The sequence below is a fragment of the Rossellomorea sp. NS-SX7 genome, assembly GCF_052828565.1.
Window position 1 is genome coordinate 1,007,465 of record NZ_CM128249.1, and the last position, 14,584, is coordinate 1,022,048.

20 protein-coding genes are annotated in these 14,584 nt (G+C 40.9%); 12 read left to right on the forward strand and 8 right to left on the reverse strand.

Going from position 1 to position 14,584, the window contains the following annotated elements:
- Nucleotides 1-43 precede the first annotated feature (43 nt).
- Both yhaM and ACUXV2_RS04905 read left to right on the forward strand, forming a co-directional pair.
- On the forward strand, nt 44-988 hold the full coding sequence (yhaM, locus tag ACUXV2_RS04900; RefSeq protein ID WP_446245932.1) for a 3'-5' exoribonuclease YhaM: 945 nt from the start codon (nt 44-46) through the stop codon (nt 986-988).
- Nucleotides 989-1,482: 494 nt separating this feature from the next.
- Nucleotides 1,483-1,659, forward strand: a complete 177-nt coding sequence (locus ACUXV2_RS04905) for a sporulation YhaL family protein (RefSeq protein WP_446245933.1) — start codon at nt 1,483-1,485, stop codon at nt 1,657-1,659.
- Nucleotides 1,660-1,723: 64 nt separating this feature from the next.
- On the opposite strand, the gene ACUXV2_RS04910 is transcribed toward ACUXV2_RS04905, so the two are convergent.
- A complete protein-coding gene (locus tag ACUXV2_RS04910; RefSeq protein ID WP_446245934.1) occupies nt 1,724-2,647 on the reverse strand; it encodes a peptidylprolyl isomerase in 924 nt (307 codons plus the stop codon).
- Nucleotides 2,648-2,836: 189 nt separating this feature from the next.
- Between ACUXV2_RS04910 and ACUXV2_RS04915 the strand changes: the two genes are divergently transcribed.
- From ACUXV2_RS04915 to ACUXV2_RS04925, 3 genes are all read left to right on the forward strand, one after another.
- Nucleotides 2,837-2,923 (forward strand): YjcZ family sporulation protein, encoded by an 87-nt coding sequence (locus ACUXV2_RS04915; RefSeq protein ID WP_446247001.1) that lies wholly within the window; start codon nt 2,837-2,839, stop codon nt 2,921-2,923.
- Nucleotides 2,924-3,008: 85 nt separating this feature from the next.
- Complete coding sequence (locus tag ACUXV2_RS04920; protein WP_060670486.1) at nt 3,009-3,092, forward strand: YjcZ family sporulation protein; 84 nt, start codon at nt 3,009-3,011, stop codon at nt 3,090-3,092.
- Between the two features lie 129 nt (nt 3,093-3,221).
- Nucleotides 3,222-3,308, forward strand: a complete 87-nt coding sequence (locus ACUXV2_RS04925; RefSeq protein WP_082051156.1) for a YjcZ family sporulation protein — start codon at nt 3,222-3,224, stop codon at nt 3,306-3,308.
- A 336-nt stretch (nt 3,309-3,644) separates the two neighbouring features.
- Here the strand turns inward: ACUXV2_RS04925 and ACUXV2_RS04930 are convergent, their stop codons facing one another.
- Together ACUXV2_RS04930 and ACUXV2_RS04935 are read right to left on the reverse strand one after the other, a co-directional pair.
- A complete protein-coding gene (locus ACUXV2_RS04930; RefSeq protein ID WP_446245935.1) occupies nt 3,645-3,824 on the reverse strand; it encodes a hypothetical protein in 180 nt (59 codons plus the stop codon).
- A 240-nt stretch (nt 3,825-4,064) separates the two neighbouring features.
- The gene (locus ACUXV2_RS04935) at nt 4,065-4,601 is read right to left on the reverse strand and encodes a DUF3267 domain-containing protein (protein WP_446245936.1); all 537 of its coding nucleotides are present in this window, start codon (nt 4,599-4,601) and stop codon (nt 4,065-4,067) included.
- Nucleotides 4,602-4,846: 245 nt separating this feature from the next.
- On the opposite strand from ACUXV2_RS04935, the gene ACUXV2_RS04940 reads away from it, so the two are divergent.
- Complete coding sequence (locus tag ACUXV2_RS04940; protein ID WP_446245937.1) at nt 4,847-4,969, forward strand: hypothetical protein; 123 nt, start codon at nt 4,847-4,849, stop codon at nt 4,967-4,969.
- A 103-nt stretch (nt 4,970-5,072) separates the two neighbouring features.
- Here ACUXV2_RS04940 and ACUXV2_RS04945 read toward each other — a convergent pair whose 3' ends face one another.
- Nucleotides 5,073-5,648: an HTH-type transcriptional regulator Hpr gene (locus ACUXV2_RS04945; RefSeq protein WP_446245938.1), complete on the reverse strand. Its 576-nt coding sequence runs from the start codon at nt 5,646-5,648 to the stop codon at nt 5,073-5,075.
- A gap of 489 nt (nt 5,649-6,137) precedes the next feature.
- Nucleotides 6,138-6,506, reverse strand: coding sequence for a YtxH domain-containing protein (locus ACUXV2_RS04950; protein WP_446245939.1), 369 nt, complete (start codon nt 6,504-6,506; stop codon nt 6,138-6,140).
- 154 nt (nt 6,507-6,660) lie between these two features.
- Here ACUXV2_RS04950 and ACUXV2_RS04955 point away from each other — a divergent pair, with 154 nt between their 5' ends.
- Complete coding sequence (locus ACUXV2_RS04955) at nt 6,661-6,852, forward strand: hypothetical protein (RefSeq protein ID WP_446245940.1); 192 nt, start codon at nt 6,661-6,663, stop codon at nt 6,850-6,852.
- A gap of 121 nt (nt 6,853-6,973) precedes the next feature.
- Here ACUXV2_RS04955 and ACUXV2_RS04960 read toward each other — a convergent pair whose 3' ends face one another.
- Both ACUXV2_RS04960 and ACUXV2_RS04965 read right to left on the reverse strand, forming a co-directional pair.
- Complete coding sequence (locus ACUXV2_RS04960; RefSeq protein ID WP_446245941.1) at nt 6,974-7,510, reverse strand: tryptophan transporter; 537 nt, start codon at nt 7,508-7,510, stop codon at nt 6,974-6,976.
- A 240-nt stretch (nt 7,511-7,750) separates the two neighbouring features.
- Nucleotides 7,751-8,173: an HIT family protein gene (locus ACUXV2_RS04965; RefSeq protein ID WP_446245942.1), complete on the reverse strand. Its 423-nt coding sequence runs from the start codon at nt 8,171-8,173 to the stop codon at nt 7,751-7,753.
- Between the two features lie 705 nt (nt 8,174-8,878).
- Between ACUXV2_RS04965 and ACUXV2_RS04970 the strand changes: the two genes are divergently transcribed.
- From ACUXV2_RS04970 to ACUXV2_RS04980, 3 genes are read left to right on the forward strand one after another with little or no spacing between them, the layout of a single operon-like run.
- On the forward strand, nt 8,879-9,622 hold the full coding sequence (locus tag ACUXV2_RS04970; protein ID WP_446245943.1) for an ABC transporter ATP-binding protein: 744 nt from the start codon (nt 8,879-8,881) through the stop codon (nt 9,620-9,622).
- Nucleotides 9,612-10,844, forward strand: coding sequence for an ABC transporter permease (locus ACUXV2_RS04975; RefSeq protein ID WP_446245944.1), 1,233 nt, complete (start codon nt 9,612-9,614; stop codon nt 10,842-10,844). The genes ACUXV2_RS04970 and ACUXV2_RS04975 overlap by 11 nt, the downstream gene beginning before the upstream one ends.
- A gap of 59 nt (nt 10,845-10,903) precedes the next feature.
- Entirely contained in the window at nt 10,904-11,602 is a 699-nt protein-coding gene (locus ACUXV2_RS04980; protein ID WP_446245945.1) for an EcsC family protein, read from the forward strand.
- Between the two features lie 43 nt (nt 11,603-11,645).
- Here the strand turns inward: ACUXV2_RS04980 and ACUXV2_RS04985 are convergent, their stop codons facing one another.
- Nucleotides 11,646-12,851 (reverse strand): M20 family metallopeptidase, encoded by a 1,206-nt coding sequence (locus ACUXV2_RS04985; RefSeq protein ID WP_446245946.1) that lies wholly within the window; start codon nt 12,849-12,851, stop codon nt 11,646-11,648.
- A gap of 104 nt (nt 12,852-12,955) precedes the next feature.
- Here ACUXV2_RS04985 and ACUXV2_RS04990 point away from each other — a divergent pair, with 104 nt between their 5' ends.
- Together ACUXV2_RS04990 and liaF are read left to right on the forward strand one after the other, a co-directional pair.
- A complete protein-coding gene (locus ACUXV2_RS04990; RefSeq protein WP_446245947.1) occupies nt 12,956-13,546 on the forward strand; it encodes a phosphatase PAP2 family protein in 591 nt (196 codons plus the stop codon).
- 182 nt (nt 13,547-13,728) lie between these two features.
- Nucleotides 13,729-14,538, forward strand: a complete 810-nt coding sequence (gene liaF, locus ACUXV2_RS04995) for a cell wall-active antibiotics response protein LiaF (protein ID WP_446245948.1) — start codon at nt 13,729-13,731, stop codon at nt 14,536-14,538.
- The last annotated feature ends 46 nt before the right edge of the window (nt 14,539-14,584 follow it).

The window sequence follows — 14,584 nt, forward strand, 5'->3', positions numbered from 1 at the left end:
AAATATGTTATACTGAGACTAATACCAATGAGGACGGAGGATAATGATGACTGGAATCATGACATTCAATGTAGGGGAAACGGTTGATTTGCATCTTCTCATCAAACAGATGACCAAAGGTACGACAAATACCGGAAAGCCATTTTTGACTCTAATACTGCAGGATAAAAGCGGAGAGATGGAAGCTAAGCTTTGGGACGCATCTGAACAGGATGAAAAAGCATACCAGCCCGAAACAATTGTAAAGGTGGTAGGTGATGTACATAGCTATCGTGGGAAAAATCAGCTTAAGATCAAACAGATCCGTCCTGCATCACCATCAGATGGACACTCGATTTCGGATTTTTTACAGACGGCTCCACTGTCGATCGATGAAATGACAAGCAAGATCACTCAATATATCTTTGAAATGAGAAATCCGAATATCCAACGCATCACCAGGCACCTGATCAAGAAATATCATAAACCATTCCTAGAGTATCCAGCTGCCACTAAAAATCACCATGAATTTGTCTCGGGACTTGCCTATCATGTCGTCTCGATGCTTGACCTTTCCAAGGCAATCGCAAGCTTGTATCCGTCCCTGGACACCGATCTTTTGTATGCAGGTGTGATACTCCACGATTTAGGAAAAGTCATTGAGTTATCTGGACCAACATCGACAGCGTACACGATCGAAGGAAATCTGATTGGTCATATTTCAATCATGGTCAATGAGATCGGAAAAACAGCCGAGGAACTGGGAATCGAAGGGGAAGAAGTAATGATTCTTCAACACATGGTATTAAGCCATCACGGTAAAGCTGAGTGGGGAAGTCCAAAACCACCAATGATCCGTGAAGCTGAAATCCTTCACTATATCGACAATGTCGATGCAAAAATGAACATGCTCGACCGTGCACTGGAGCGTGTGAATCCCGGTGAATACACGGAAAGGATCTTCCCTCTCGATAATCGGACATTCTATAAACCGACTTTTCATGAATAATGAGGTTGAATGAATATGAAAAGCAGTTTAGTTTAGGCGTCAGTACGCAAAACTGAACTGCTTTTATATTTTGTTACTATGAAAGTCTATTTATGTTATTAACTGGTACCAGCTTTTGATTGGAGTGCAAGACGAAGACTCCTAACAGAAAAGCGGAAGGGCTTTGGTCAGAGGCGGGTGGCATAAGACGGATCGGCCTGGAAGGCGCTCTTTGCCTTCTTGGCCGGTTTGGCTTATGACATGTGCCTCTAAGCCCTGCAGCTGGACAGTGAAGATCCCATAAAACTTAGCGACGAGGAGGCTCACCAACCGCCCGCGGAAAGCGAAGTCTTGCACGGAAATCAAAAGCGGTATTAAGAGTGCGTCTTCAAATTAGCTAGTCAATCATTAGTGGAATCAAAGGTTAAAGTAAATCTCCAAATACAGGTTATGTTTCCTGGAATGATTTCATATAGTGTCAATAAGAGAGGACAAACTATAAGGAGATGAAGTAAATGACTCTACCAATTTGGATGTACTTCGTTGTGGCAGGGATCTTCGCCAGTGCCTTTATGACCATTAAATCAGCAAAAGAAGAAAAGCAGTTGGAAGATGAATGGATCGAGAAAGAAGGGGCCGTCTATATTTCCCGAATGGAAGAGGAAAAAGAACGAAGACGTCAATTCACCTAGATGATAAAGATGGATATAAAAAACCTGAAGATCGTGTCAGATCTTCAGGTTTTTTCATTTGCCATTACTCAGCAGGTGCCGGTGTTTCTCCATTTTCCGGGGCAGCCGGCGGGTTCAATACTTGGTCAAACGCTTTTTTAAGGTCTTTATCTTCAATATTCAAGTCAGCCTTTTCAATTTCACGCTTCATGGCTTCTTGTATTTTTTGAGGATCAACTTTGGAAAGTTTTAGTTCTTTTTCCAGTTCCTTTTTCATTTCATCGAACGATTTCTTTTCTTTCTTGTCGGTCACTTCAATGATATGGAATCCGTATTCGGTTTTAATCGGCTCGCTTACCTTACCTTTTTCTAATGTATCAAGTGCTTTGGAGAATTCAGGCACAAAGTTTTGGCGTCCGGCATAATCGACCCATCCAAGGCTTCCGCCGTTTTCACCAGAACCAGGATCTTTTGAGTATTCTTTAGCAAGATCTTCAAATTTAGCGCCGTCAGCTAATTTTTGCTTGACTTCCTTAGCCGTTTTTTCGTCATCGACAAGGATGTGACGGACCTGAATGTCAGGCTTCCACTTTTCATAATACTCTTTAAGTTCCTCTTCAGATACCTTTACATCAGAAATCGCTGCTTTTTCTTGAAGCAGCTGTAGCTTCAGATAATCCTTAAATGATTTTTCATCAAGATTATACTGCTGCAGGAACATTTCGAATTGGGGTCCGAGTTGGTCTTTTGCTTCATTCAGTTTTTCTTCCACTTCTTTATCACTAACTTCATATTTATCAGAAAGAACCTTTGTATAAACAAGTTCTTGCAGAGCTTGTTCCATTTGAGGTGTGAACTTCTGCTTCATTGACTTATAAAGTTCTTCTTGTGTTACATCCCCTGCTTTTGTCGTTGCAACAACATCACTGTTTTCTGCACCGTCTCCACTGCAGCCTGCAAGTCCTATCATCCCAGTTGCAAGTGTCACTGATATAATCCATTTTTTCATGCTGAACATCTCCTAAAATATATATTCGCTTAATGGCTTGTCAAAATTCTACAACCCATACTATATCACACTTTTTCCATTAAAAAAAATATTTTCCAAACATAACATGAGAAAAATGGGCATTTTACACACCCATTTCCCAGGTTCCTTCATATGATAAAAACGAATAGAGAAAAGGAGGTAATAAATATGAGCTGTGGAAACAATTCCGGATTCGCGTTAATCGTAGTACTGTTCATCTTATTAATCATCGTTGGTGCCGCGTATCTATATTAAAAAATTAGAAATATGACAAATGCCTAAAACAAAAGGCGACTAACTTGAATAAGATACATTAGCGCTTCAAAGGAGGTGGAAAGTTATGGGTCACGCATACGGCGGAGGTTTCGCGTTAATCGTAGTACTGTTCATCTTGCTAATCATTGTAGGTGCAGCATGGCTATAATTTAGCCTCGGGATAGTGTAGTGTTTCACCGGATAAGGACTGGAGAGGGGGGCGAAACCTTTAGAAAGGCAGCCCCTTTTGCCTATTCTTATTCCGGTGGCTTTTCATAAATGAAAGGAGGAGCACATTATGTCTGGTGCTTACGGCGGAGGATTTGCGTTAATCGTTGTGTTATTTATCTTGTTGATCATCATCGGTGCAGCGTACGTTTGCTAATTGATGTAAATTTAAAAAACCAGTCTCGATTTGAATCGAGCTGGTTTTTTTCGGTCGTGGGGCCGGACGGGCCGCCTCCGCATTTCTATTGTCCAGCTCCAGGGCTTAGAGGCACATGTCATAAGCCAAACCGGCCAAGAAGGCAAAGAACGCCTTCCCGTCCGGTTCGTCTTATGCCACCCGCCTCTAGGCAAAGCCCTTCCGCATTTCTACTGTCCAGCTCCAGGGCTTAGAGGCTCGAGACATAAGCTAAGCCACCCAATAAGGCAAAGAACGCCTTTTTGGGTGGCTCATCTTATGCTTGTCGCCTCTGGGCAAAGCCCTTCCGCTTTTCTATTACGTAAACAATATTTCTATGTATGAAGATACCAAAAGAATAGTGATTAGAATGTTGATGGTTCTAAATACCTTTGGTTGGCGTTCTTCAGGTATTTCCTTTTGTAAGCATAGTGCGTTGGTCATTTTGTTTATGTAAAATAAAATAAACACTGCAAATACTAAAAATATGGAGATCATTCTAACCCCTCCCCGTTATCTCCTATAAGCTATACGATACCAAAATATGAAACATAATGGTAGAGCGAGTATTGCCGAAATATTGGTAAATGCCTATATTCAAATGTGGCAGCCTCAACTCTACTCAATTCCCGTCTCCCTGATTGAAATATTTAAAGTATAGGAGACGGGCTTTGTAAATAAAGCAGAAGGATGATAGTTGGCCATTGCTGTTACCTAGCCAATGGTTTTTTATCATCCTTACTGATAAATGAGGATTTCATATCCGTCATCATTCTCTTCAATTAATGCATTCTTTGGAGAGTGCATTAATTGTTTTGCATAAATGAAATCAATGGCACAAATCCCTGAGTGATACGCTAATAATATAGCGAAATAATGAGAGTAATGCGGAAAATGTATGCACCCGTATAGTAAGATGCTGTTAATGACCAGGAACGGTGCAAAAAGGGCAATCATATACAGGTACTTTGAAATCGGCCGGTCGACCCTCAGTGAAACAATTGGAAGTATGAGGAGCTTCCTGTCCCATCTCCATCTCATCTTTTTCACATAAGGAAAAATCGGTAACAGATGAATGAATTTATGCATCGGATAGATACTTAGAAGTCCAATGATAAAACCTAGTAAGTGATTGTCATAGAACGAACTAGAGTACACTAAATTCATCGGTACGTATATAAAAGAGAATACCATCATCATGATTATAGATGAAAGTAAAAAGACTCGATAAAATCCAAATTGTCGTTCTAGATTGATTGTTTTCCAACAGTGCATAAAAAAATCGCCTCCGTAGACGATAGTGTTTTAAATGAGCGCTTTACATACTTTATTATGATTGAAGGAAAAAATCAATACAAAATTTGAGATTTTTTTGAGTTGAAAATCGACAACGGAAGTATTGAACTGCAAAAAGTGATTATACTGGGGAAATGGTGAAACTGACCTGGAAAATACAAATGATTTTGACATTTGAACTCAATGAAATTCAGTGGAGTTTAACAACCAGGAGGAGTGAATCGATGGAAGAGGTGAAGATGCTTTCTTGTGAGATGATGAACAAAGATAAAGAAAAGCAAAAAAGCGGATCAGTTAGTTTAGTACTCCGCTTTTTACAAAATTCGCTGATGGATTTAACTCTATGATGGAGTTCTGGAAGTGATTGATAGCTGCATGGACCGAAGCGTAAATCAGTTCCTTAATATGATGCATGAAATTCATCTGCTCATGTACAATGCGTGAAATGAATCAAGCAAGTTCTTCTTCATTTTCGAATAACTCATTGAGTTTTGAATTATCTTCAGCAAATTCACTGTCGATGTTATGGAATGATTTTTCAAAAATCTCCATAAAATCATTACCGTAAATATTACGGACTACCGACATCATCTCGATCATTTCAGGGAATTTTCCATACAGTTCCTTTAATGGCGCCACCCCTTGGAAAATTGAATGAGTCTCTGGTTTATAATTTTTCATGAGCTCAAGCAGGATTTTTTCCCCTTTATCTGTGAGCTTGATATACGTATTCCTCTTATCATTATCGCGCTTTGAGAATTGGAGTAATTCCCGCTCTTCAAGCTTTTTTGAAAAGTTGAAAGCAGTCGATACATGCATGACCCCAAACTTTGCCACATCTGAGATAGACGCACCTTTGAGGTGATATGCAATCCAAAGGATATGATGCTCGTTAATATTTAAATCATATGGCTTTATCCATTGCTGCCAGTCTTTTTCGATGGCCTTCCACAGCGCTTTGCTAAGCTGAGCCATACGTTGACTGAAGATAATTGCCTCTTTCAATGAATAATCTCTTTCTTCCATCCCTTACACCCACTTTGTTAGAAAATCTTTTCTTTATATGCGCATGCCCATTATTCTTACTTAAACAGCTATCGATAAAAAGAAAGCGCTTTTATATTATTATGCCAATAAAATAAAAATTAATAAAGGATAAATTGACAAAATTTTTCGAAGTATGTGTATTTATTTATAGTTGGACTTCTTATACCGCTATTGATTTCCGTGCAGGACTTCGCTTTCCGCGGGTAGCCCGTGAGCCTCCTCGGCTTCGCCTGCGGGGTCTCACATAAGCTACTTTTCCCGCAGGAGTCTTCGTCCTGCACTCCAATCAACCGCTAGATTCGGTAAAATCATACTCGCATCTATAGGTAGTACTTATCTTCATCAAGGCTAATACTTTCTTTTTCTTTTAATCCGAAAATATTATGTAATGAGAAAGAAGACCCTGCTTGCATTTGTTGCACATAATGCGGCATTAAAGGTCTTCTTTGATTCATTTCATAATTCCGTTTAGTTTGAGTTGTTATTTGTGTTTAATGAGCTTTCGAGTTCTTCGATTTTGGATTGGATGAGTTGGATTTCCTGCTGGAGTTTCTGGTTGTTGGGTTCGGTTGATGCCTGCCATTGTTTTACGGATGCCTGCAGGTCTTTAGAAATTTGCTGCACGGTTTCTTTTCCTTCTTGTGACAGGGTGCTTATTGAATCCTTCAATTCTCCCAAGTGCACCTTCATTTCTTCAAAAACCTGGCTCCAATCTTCTTTCTTGCTTTTGATTTGGCTTCTGAGTTCTTTTCCGGATGAAGGAGTCGAAAGGAGTGAACCGATACCTGCGATCACACCTCCAATAATGAACCCATAAGTAAGAGACTTTATTTTCATTTACATCACCTCGTTATTCTATAATACTTACTTCTACAACAAACATGTATATTCCTTTTCCCTATTGAAAGGGAATGGAAACAAGTAAGTTCATATCCTCATTCATTTTCGCATAAAAATAAAGATAAGAGGTGTGTAGGGGAGGGGTAAGGAGATGGACGGGATCATTTTCGGTTTTTTTGCTCTGAGCGGTGTGCTGTTCTTGTGTATGGTTTATAATTTTATCAAAATCCAAAGGCCCGGTATGTATCCTCCTAAAAATATGTTGAAGAGAAGAGCGTCGATTATGGGAACAGGTGGCGTGATCACTTTTTTGATTGGGGTTTTGTTTTGGTTTGCTGCCTGAAAAGAAGAAAAGCGGAGGCGGATCTAGCTAGCCGCAGGAGCTGGACAATTCTCTGAATTTATACTTTCTTATAAAAACAAAAAAGGACTGTATAGCTTCTGCTATACAGTCCTTTAAATAATCAAGAAAGTTGTTCAGTAGTCACTGCTTCTTTCATGCTGGATCGTTTCAAGATGGAGTGTATGATAGGATAAACGACAAACATTGCTCCGGCATTGACGATTGTTGCAGGCAGTACGACCGCCGCAAACAGTGCAAAGAATGCTCCCGGTAGCCCGACAATCAAGTAAGCGGAAAGCAGAAATATACTTCCGGATACAAGAGTACCTGCCGCGGTAAGCACAGAAGCTCCTATGACCGAGCGTGTGACCTTTTGAGTAGCCAGGAATAATCCATAGAACACAAAGGCTGTAATTGGTTTATCAATTAGATTGGGTAAGAAACCGCCTGGGAATTGTGTCGTTAATCCGGAAATGACTCCAGTCAGCACTCCAAGAAGTAATACATTCTTCTTTGCTGGAAATAGGATAATGCCCAAGAACATCATCGTAAGCATCATATCAGGTTTCATTCCTAGAAAGAATCCCGGAATTACCGTATGCAGAACGGCTCCGATCCCTACTAATAGTGATAGGGATACAAGTGTTTTTGTATTCATTTCTCATCTCTCCTCAACTATTCTAACTTTTTGCCCTCTCCTGATGTGCACTCATTGCCATCAGCGAAAAGATAGGTACATTATAACACAGCGAAAAACAGTGTCAAAGATTTAATTTTCAAATAATTTAAATGTAATTTTCTCTGAACATGGTTCGTTCAATTCACGTCCAATCAACTATTTATTCCTATTAGACAAAAAGACACCCGGCAAAAGGAAATGCCGGGTGTCTTTCATCTTTTATGAGATATGCTTGGAGATGGCATCTGCGATTTCTTTCAGATCGTCTCCGCTATAATCGTCATTATGTGTTTTCCAAACTGCTCCAAAGCCGTCTCCAGAGCCATAGCGTGGAATGAAGTGCATGTGGAAGTGAAAGACGGATTGACCAGCCTGCTCACCGGTATTATTTAATAAATTGAATCCTACTGGCTCAAATTCCGCTTTAAGGGCATTAGCGATTTTCGGCGCAACGGAGAAAAGGTGACTTGCTGTTTCAGGCGTGAGTTCATAGATGTTTTCCTTATGTACTTTCGGAATCAGAAGGGTATGTCCCTTGGTAACCTGGCTGATATCCAAAAAAGCTAAAACATGTTCATCTTCATATACTTTCATTGAAGGGATATCGCCATTGATAATCTTGCAAAAAATACATTCGCTCACGAAATTTCCACCTTTCAGTAATGTGATGTTGAAGTTTATTTTATCATGAATAGAAATAGAAAGAAAAGTAAAGAAGAGACAGGAACGGTTTTCCTGCCTCTCTTTGAAGGGGTATTCATAAAGGTTTAAACGTCAATTTTTCTTTCTTTGATAAACACCTCATTTGCTTTGTAGCGTAATCAGAGATCCCATCCTTGAATAGAATGATTATTTTGCAATGCGACCATCCCCTTATCTTTTAGCTTTTGGCTTAAGACAATAGAAACTGTATGTGGTCTGCGACAAACACCTCATTTGGCTATAAGCATGATTTGTGTAATCTTGGAAAATGAATGACTTTGTTCAAAGTGACCATCCCCTTATCTTTTAAAGCTGTAAAGCTGTTCAAGATAATTGATTCAGTCAAAATGTTCTTTAACAAACACCTCATTTATCAAGTTTGTGATGAAATGAATCGGTGAGTGTGTCATTCACTATGAAAGACGACTATCCTTTAAGCCGTGAACAATAGTGAAATCGGTTAACTGGTCTTTAACAACCACCCCGTTTTTCTTATTGCTGGCCCCTTCAATAATTAGAATGTGCAGATTTACGGATGTTATGAATACTAAAAATTGGAATGAGGCTTCATTGTACGGTGCCTTTAGTAAGAAATTTTGCTAGAATAGAGTCAAACCATGTAGAAGAGAAAGGACGTTGCTGCCAATGGCATTATTAGAGATAAATCACCTCGTCGGAGGCTACACAAGGAAACCTGTGTTAAAGGACATCAGCTTTTCCATTAATTCCAGTGAAATCGTCGGCTTGATTGGCTTGAATGGAGCGGGGAAAAGTACGACGATCAAACATATCATTGGCTTGATGGAGCCGAAACAAGGCGGTATATCCATTAATGGACATACATTGAAGGAAAATGCTGATCAATACCGTAAGCAATTTTCATACATACCTGAAACGCCTATCCTTTACGATGAATTGACTCTTGAAGAGCACTTGAAGCTCACGGCCATGGCATATGGTTTGACGGAAGATGAATATAAAGGAAGGGTTGGAAAGCTCCTTAAAGCGTTTCGAATGGAAAAGAAACTCGGATGGTTTCCTGCACATTTTTCTAAAGGGATGAAGCAGAAGGTGATGATCATGTGTGCATTTCTCATTCAACCCAGTCTCTATATTATAGATGAACCTTTTGTAGGATTGGATCCACTGGGCATCCAATCATTACTGGATTGGATGGAGGAAATGAAGCAAAGCGGGGCAGGTATATTAATGTCCACTCATATTCTTGCCACAGCGGAAAGATATTGCGATTCATTCGTCATCCTTCATGAGGGGAGAATCAGGGCAAAGGGGACATTGAAGGAGCTCCAATCAGAGTTTTCCATGCCTGGAGCGACACTGGACGATATATATATCCAGTTGACAAAGGAAGAGTCCGATGATGAATAATGCGGAAAATATTTGGAAAAAGCGAGTTATAGAATACAATCAGGAACTCCAGAAGTACCTGAAATACATGTTTAATGATCATCTTCTTTTTGTACTGATTTTTGCGCTGGGTGGTGCTGCTTTTACATATAACCAATGGGTGAAAATACTTGACCCAACTTTCCCGGCAGCGTACATAATGGCAGCGATACTGGGGTTGATCCTTGCGTGGAGTCCAGTATATACGTTTCTGAAAGAAGCGGACGCTGTATTTTTGCTCCCGCTAGAGAATAGGCTGTCCGGGTATTTCAGGAAGAGTATCTGGATCAGCTTCATGTTCCAGTCCTATATCCAGCTTCTTGTCCTGGCGGCATTGATGCCTATGTATGTCGCAGTGTCAGGTAATGGGTTTAAAAGCTTCTTTCCTTTACTTGCACTCGTTCTGGCAATCAAGGTGTGGAATCTTTATGTCAGATGGTTCATGCTGCGATTTCAGGAAAAAGAAGCACACTGGATCGACGGCATCATCCGGTTTTTATTATCCGGGACCCTTCTGCTACTGGTCTTATCTGAAGCATCCATTGTCATGATCATGGCAGTGGCACTTATCATGGCAGTTTACTTTTTTTACTTTTATCACACAACAAAAAAGAAGAATTTGAAATGGGATTTGCTGATTCATCTCGAGCAGCAGAGAATGCTGATGTTTTACCGGATCGCCAATATGTTTACGGATGTACCTAAGCTAAAAGGAAAGGTGCATAGAAGGAAGTGGCTCGATTTCATCGTGAAAACCGATTTTTCACAAAGTGAATCCTATCGGAATTTATATCTTCGCTCTTTGGTGAGAACAAGTGAATATTCTGGATTGTATATAAGGTTGACATTGATTGGGGCGGTATTGATTTATACGAACCAGTCTTTTATCGTCAACATCCTGACGGCTCTGTTATTCCTGTATTTAACAGGGTTTCAGCTGGTTCCTCTTTATAAACGGTTTGATTACAAAATATGGGTTCTTATCTACCCCATGTCAAAAGAATTGAAAACATCATCATTTAAAAAGGTGTTGAATCAGTCCATGATGGTTCAATCAATCCTCTTTTCGCTTCCTCTTTTGATAAAAGGAATGTGGATGGAAGGAGCCATCATTCTTTTAGCGGGCTTCGTATTCTCCATACTTTTCAGCCAATACTATTTGATTCAGCGCTTGAAAAAAATGGACAGCAGTTTTTATTTGTGAAACTATTGGCAGGTCCCTCTCGTATAAAGGAATGATGAAGCCAAAAGGTGGGATGGAACATGAATCAGGAAAGAGAAGAACTGGATTATTGGAAAAGAAAATTCATTAAGAAATCATCGGTTTTTCAAAGGGTTTCTAAAGAGGCTCAAAAGAAAGTGAATCAGTTTATCCCCGAAAAAGCCCATCATATGATCACGGAAAGTATAAAGAGAATGGTCGAAATAACCTTGAAAGGGAGTGAATGGGTCAAACTTTCATCGTTGGATGCACTCCCTACTTTAAAAGAAAGAGAAGAGCGGATGAGGGAGAGGCTCGAATTTCACCGAAAAGCTGCGGTCATTGAAGGTGCAGGTACTGGAGCAGGAGGCATCTTTCTTGGCCTGGCGGATTTCCCCTTGCTTCTTTCCATCAAGATGAAGTTCTTAAGCGAGTGTTCGGCTATACATGGCTATGAAGTCGGGAAGTATGAGGAGAGGTTGTTTCTTTTGTACGTGTTTCAGCTGGCTTTTTCCAGCGATGAGCATAAAAAAGAAACATTAAGGGTCATCGAGAACTGGAATCAGGAGAAGGAAAAGGTTAAGGAACTGGACTGGCGTTCCTTTCAACAGGAGTACCGGGATTATATAGATTTCGTAAAGATGCTTCAGCTTGTCCCAGGAGTGGGGGCAGTTGTTGGGGCATACGCCAATTATCAGCTTCTGGATCAGCTCGGGGAAGTGGCGAAATTTGCGTATCGGATCCGATACTTTAATGAATGACTGATACAAAAAAGATCGGCCCCGGCGGCCGATCTTTTTTGTATTACCTTTTAACGGTGATCCCTGCATCCGCATGCTTCTTCTGATAATTGAGAGTGGCAGATGCCAATGTCTTGGCAGCGATCAATAACGCTTTTTCGTTAATATCGAATCTGGGGTGATGATGGGGGTAAAGCGTTTCTGCATTCTCAGGGGCCGCACCTGTAAAGAAGAAAGTGCCTTTCACTTTTTCCAAGTAGTAGGCAAAATCTTCCCCTCCCATTTGCAGTTCGATTTCCTCCACGTTGTGAACTTCATCAATATCGGCTGCAGATTGAATGAGAAGCTGTGTTTCCTCGGAGTGGTTCACAACCGCTGGATATCCCCTTTCGAAACGGTACTCATAATCGCAGTTGAAGGATAAAGCGACTCCTTTGATGATTTGTTCGATCTCGGTTTCGATGAAATCCCTTACTTCCGGGTTGAAGGTGCGGACGGTGCCGATCAGCTTTGCTTGATCAGCAATGACATTGAAGGCATTATCTGCCACAAAGGAACCCACAGTGACGACGGCAGGATCAATCGGGTTCACCCTTCTGCTAACGATCTGCTGAAGATCGGTAATAAGTTGTGCACCGGCTACGATTGCATCTTTTGTTTTATGAGGCTGCGCACCATGGCCGCCAGAGCCTTTTATCACGATTTCAAAGCGGTCGGCTGCTGCCATGACAGGTCCTGTTTTGAACAGGATTTTCCCAAGCTTTTCTGTTGCCCATAAATGAGTGCCGAAGATCACATTGACACCTTCCAGGCAGCCATTCTCAATCATGGGCTTCGCTCCACCGGGAGCATATTCTTCGGCGTGCTGATGAATCAGTTTGACTGTTCCAGGAAGCTGGTCCCTTAGTTCGTGCAATGTTTTCCCTAAGACCAGCAGGGTTGCTGTATGGCCGTCATGTCCGCACGCATGCATGACTCCAGGCACCGTGGATCGGTATTCCACATCCTTCTCATCCTGAATGGGCAGTGCGTCAAAGTCAGCACGAAGGCCGACAGTTTTTCCAGGCAGCCGGCCTTTGATCGTTGCCACTACACCATTTCCACCTACGTTTTCCCGCACATCGACTCCCAATCTGCGGTAATATTCAGCAATATATTTTGCGGTGTTTTTTTCTTGAAAAGAAAGCTCCGGATGCTTATGTAGGTGTCTTCGGATTTCTACCATTTCTGCCCATCGCTCTTCTAATTTCTGATATAATTCATTCAGCAAGATGAAACCTCCTTAGAATTGTTGAAGATTTAGAATATTATAACATTAAATTGGAGGAACAAATAGGTTATAAAGAGATAATAATAGTGGAAAGGAGGATGGAAATGAAAAAGACATACTACATACTTGGAATTATCTCATTCATTTTATTTATGGCGATTGCCCACTTCGTTTATCACAAACTTTCTATGCCATGGGACCCTTATTTATTGGAGAAAATGAATCATCTACACTTCATCAAGGTTTTTTCTGTGGTAGGGACTGAACTGGTCATCGGAGGAGGTTCCATACTGCTGATCCTTTACCTATGGTGGGTAAAGAAAGATTTCCCGGGCATTTTGACAGTGGTCGTAGCTGTTGCAGGAAGCAATGTCCTGAATAAAACAATTAAGAATCTGATGGAAAGGGACAGACCGCCGTTCCCACACGGGGAGGATGGTTTCAGTTTCCCGAGCGGCCATGCAATGGTGGGCATTGTATTTTTACTGACAGCAGCCTATTTTATCAGCAGGGAATTCTCTTCTGTCAAAGTGAAATGGAGCTTGTACATACTTGCACTGGTCATTGTTTTCCTCACTGGACTGAGCAGGGTCGTCGAACAAGTCCATTATCCCTCAGATGTATTGGCAGGCTTCCTTATCGGCTATTCCATCTTTACGCTGACAACCTTTTTATATGAAAAAAGACCAACATAAAAGGTCCGTCCTTCATTGCATTAACGCAGTGAGGGGCAGGCTTTTTTTTATTTCAGTCTGGAGACGGAGACGGAATCAGGCGTGTGCTGCTCATTATCATGATCCTTTCCATTTATAATGAAAGCAGAAACAGGAATTTTGGACCTTTTCTAGAAACTAATAGAAGTGAAGGTGGTGTGGCAGTGAGGTACAAAGGAAGGAAGCAATGGTTCTTCTCATTACTATTATTGATGGCCGGTGTATGGCTGTTACTGTTGAACATTGGAGTCATTTCCTTGGAAATAACCCTGATTTTTGTCAATATAATTCCTATTTTGCTGATATTCATCGGATTGAAATGGGTGATAGACAGTTTTTTGAGTAAAAGCTTCGGTAAATTATTTTTTGGCCTGTTCAGCCTTGTACTTGGTTCTCTCATCATTCTCGATGAATGGAATATAGTCGATTTTAATTATGGGAACTGGTGGAAGTTGTGGCCGATCTTTATTATAGCCATCGCCATTAATAGAGTGGCGTTTAATAAATCGATTAAAGTGACCGTTACCCATGACTCCCCCGATGAAAAAACATCAATCGTGGGAATCGAAACCGAAAAGAAGGCTGAGGTAAAGCCAAAAAAGAATAAAATCAACAGAAGTTCCATCATTGGGGAGATCAAATTTTCAGAGCCCAATTGGCCGTTGGAACCTATGAGGCTTCAAAATGTGGTGGGGGATTATTATTTCGACTTTAGTCAAGCGTTTATCCCTGAAGATGAGACTTTGATTGAAATAAAGGGCTGGGTCGGGGATGTGAAGGTGATCATCCCGGAAAATATCCCGGTGGACATCACCATCAATGTCAAAGTCGGGGAAGTGAAATTATTTGATCAAAAATCTGCTGAAATCAGATCTGCTTTCGCGTATCAGTCACCAGGCTATGCAGAAGCAAGCAGGAAAATAAAACTGTCCATAAACGTAAAAGTAGCTTCGATCCGGGTCAGTGAAGTATAAAAGGCAAACATCCGGCAATCGGTGATCATCAACTTTCGGAAGGAGG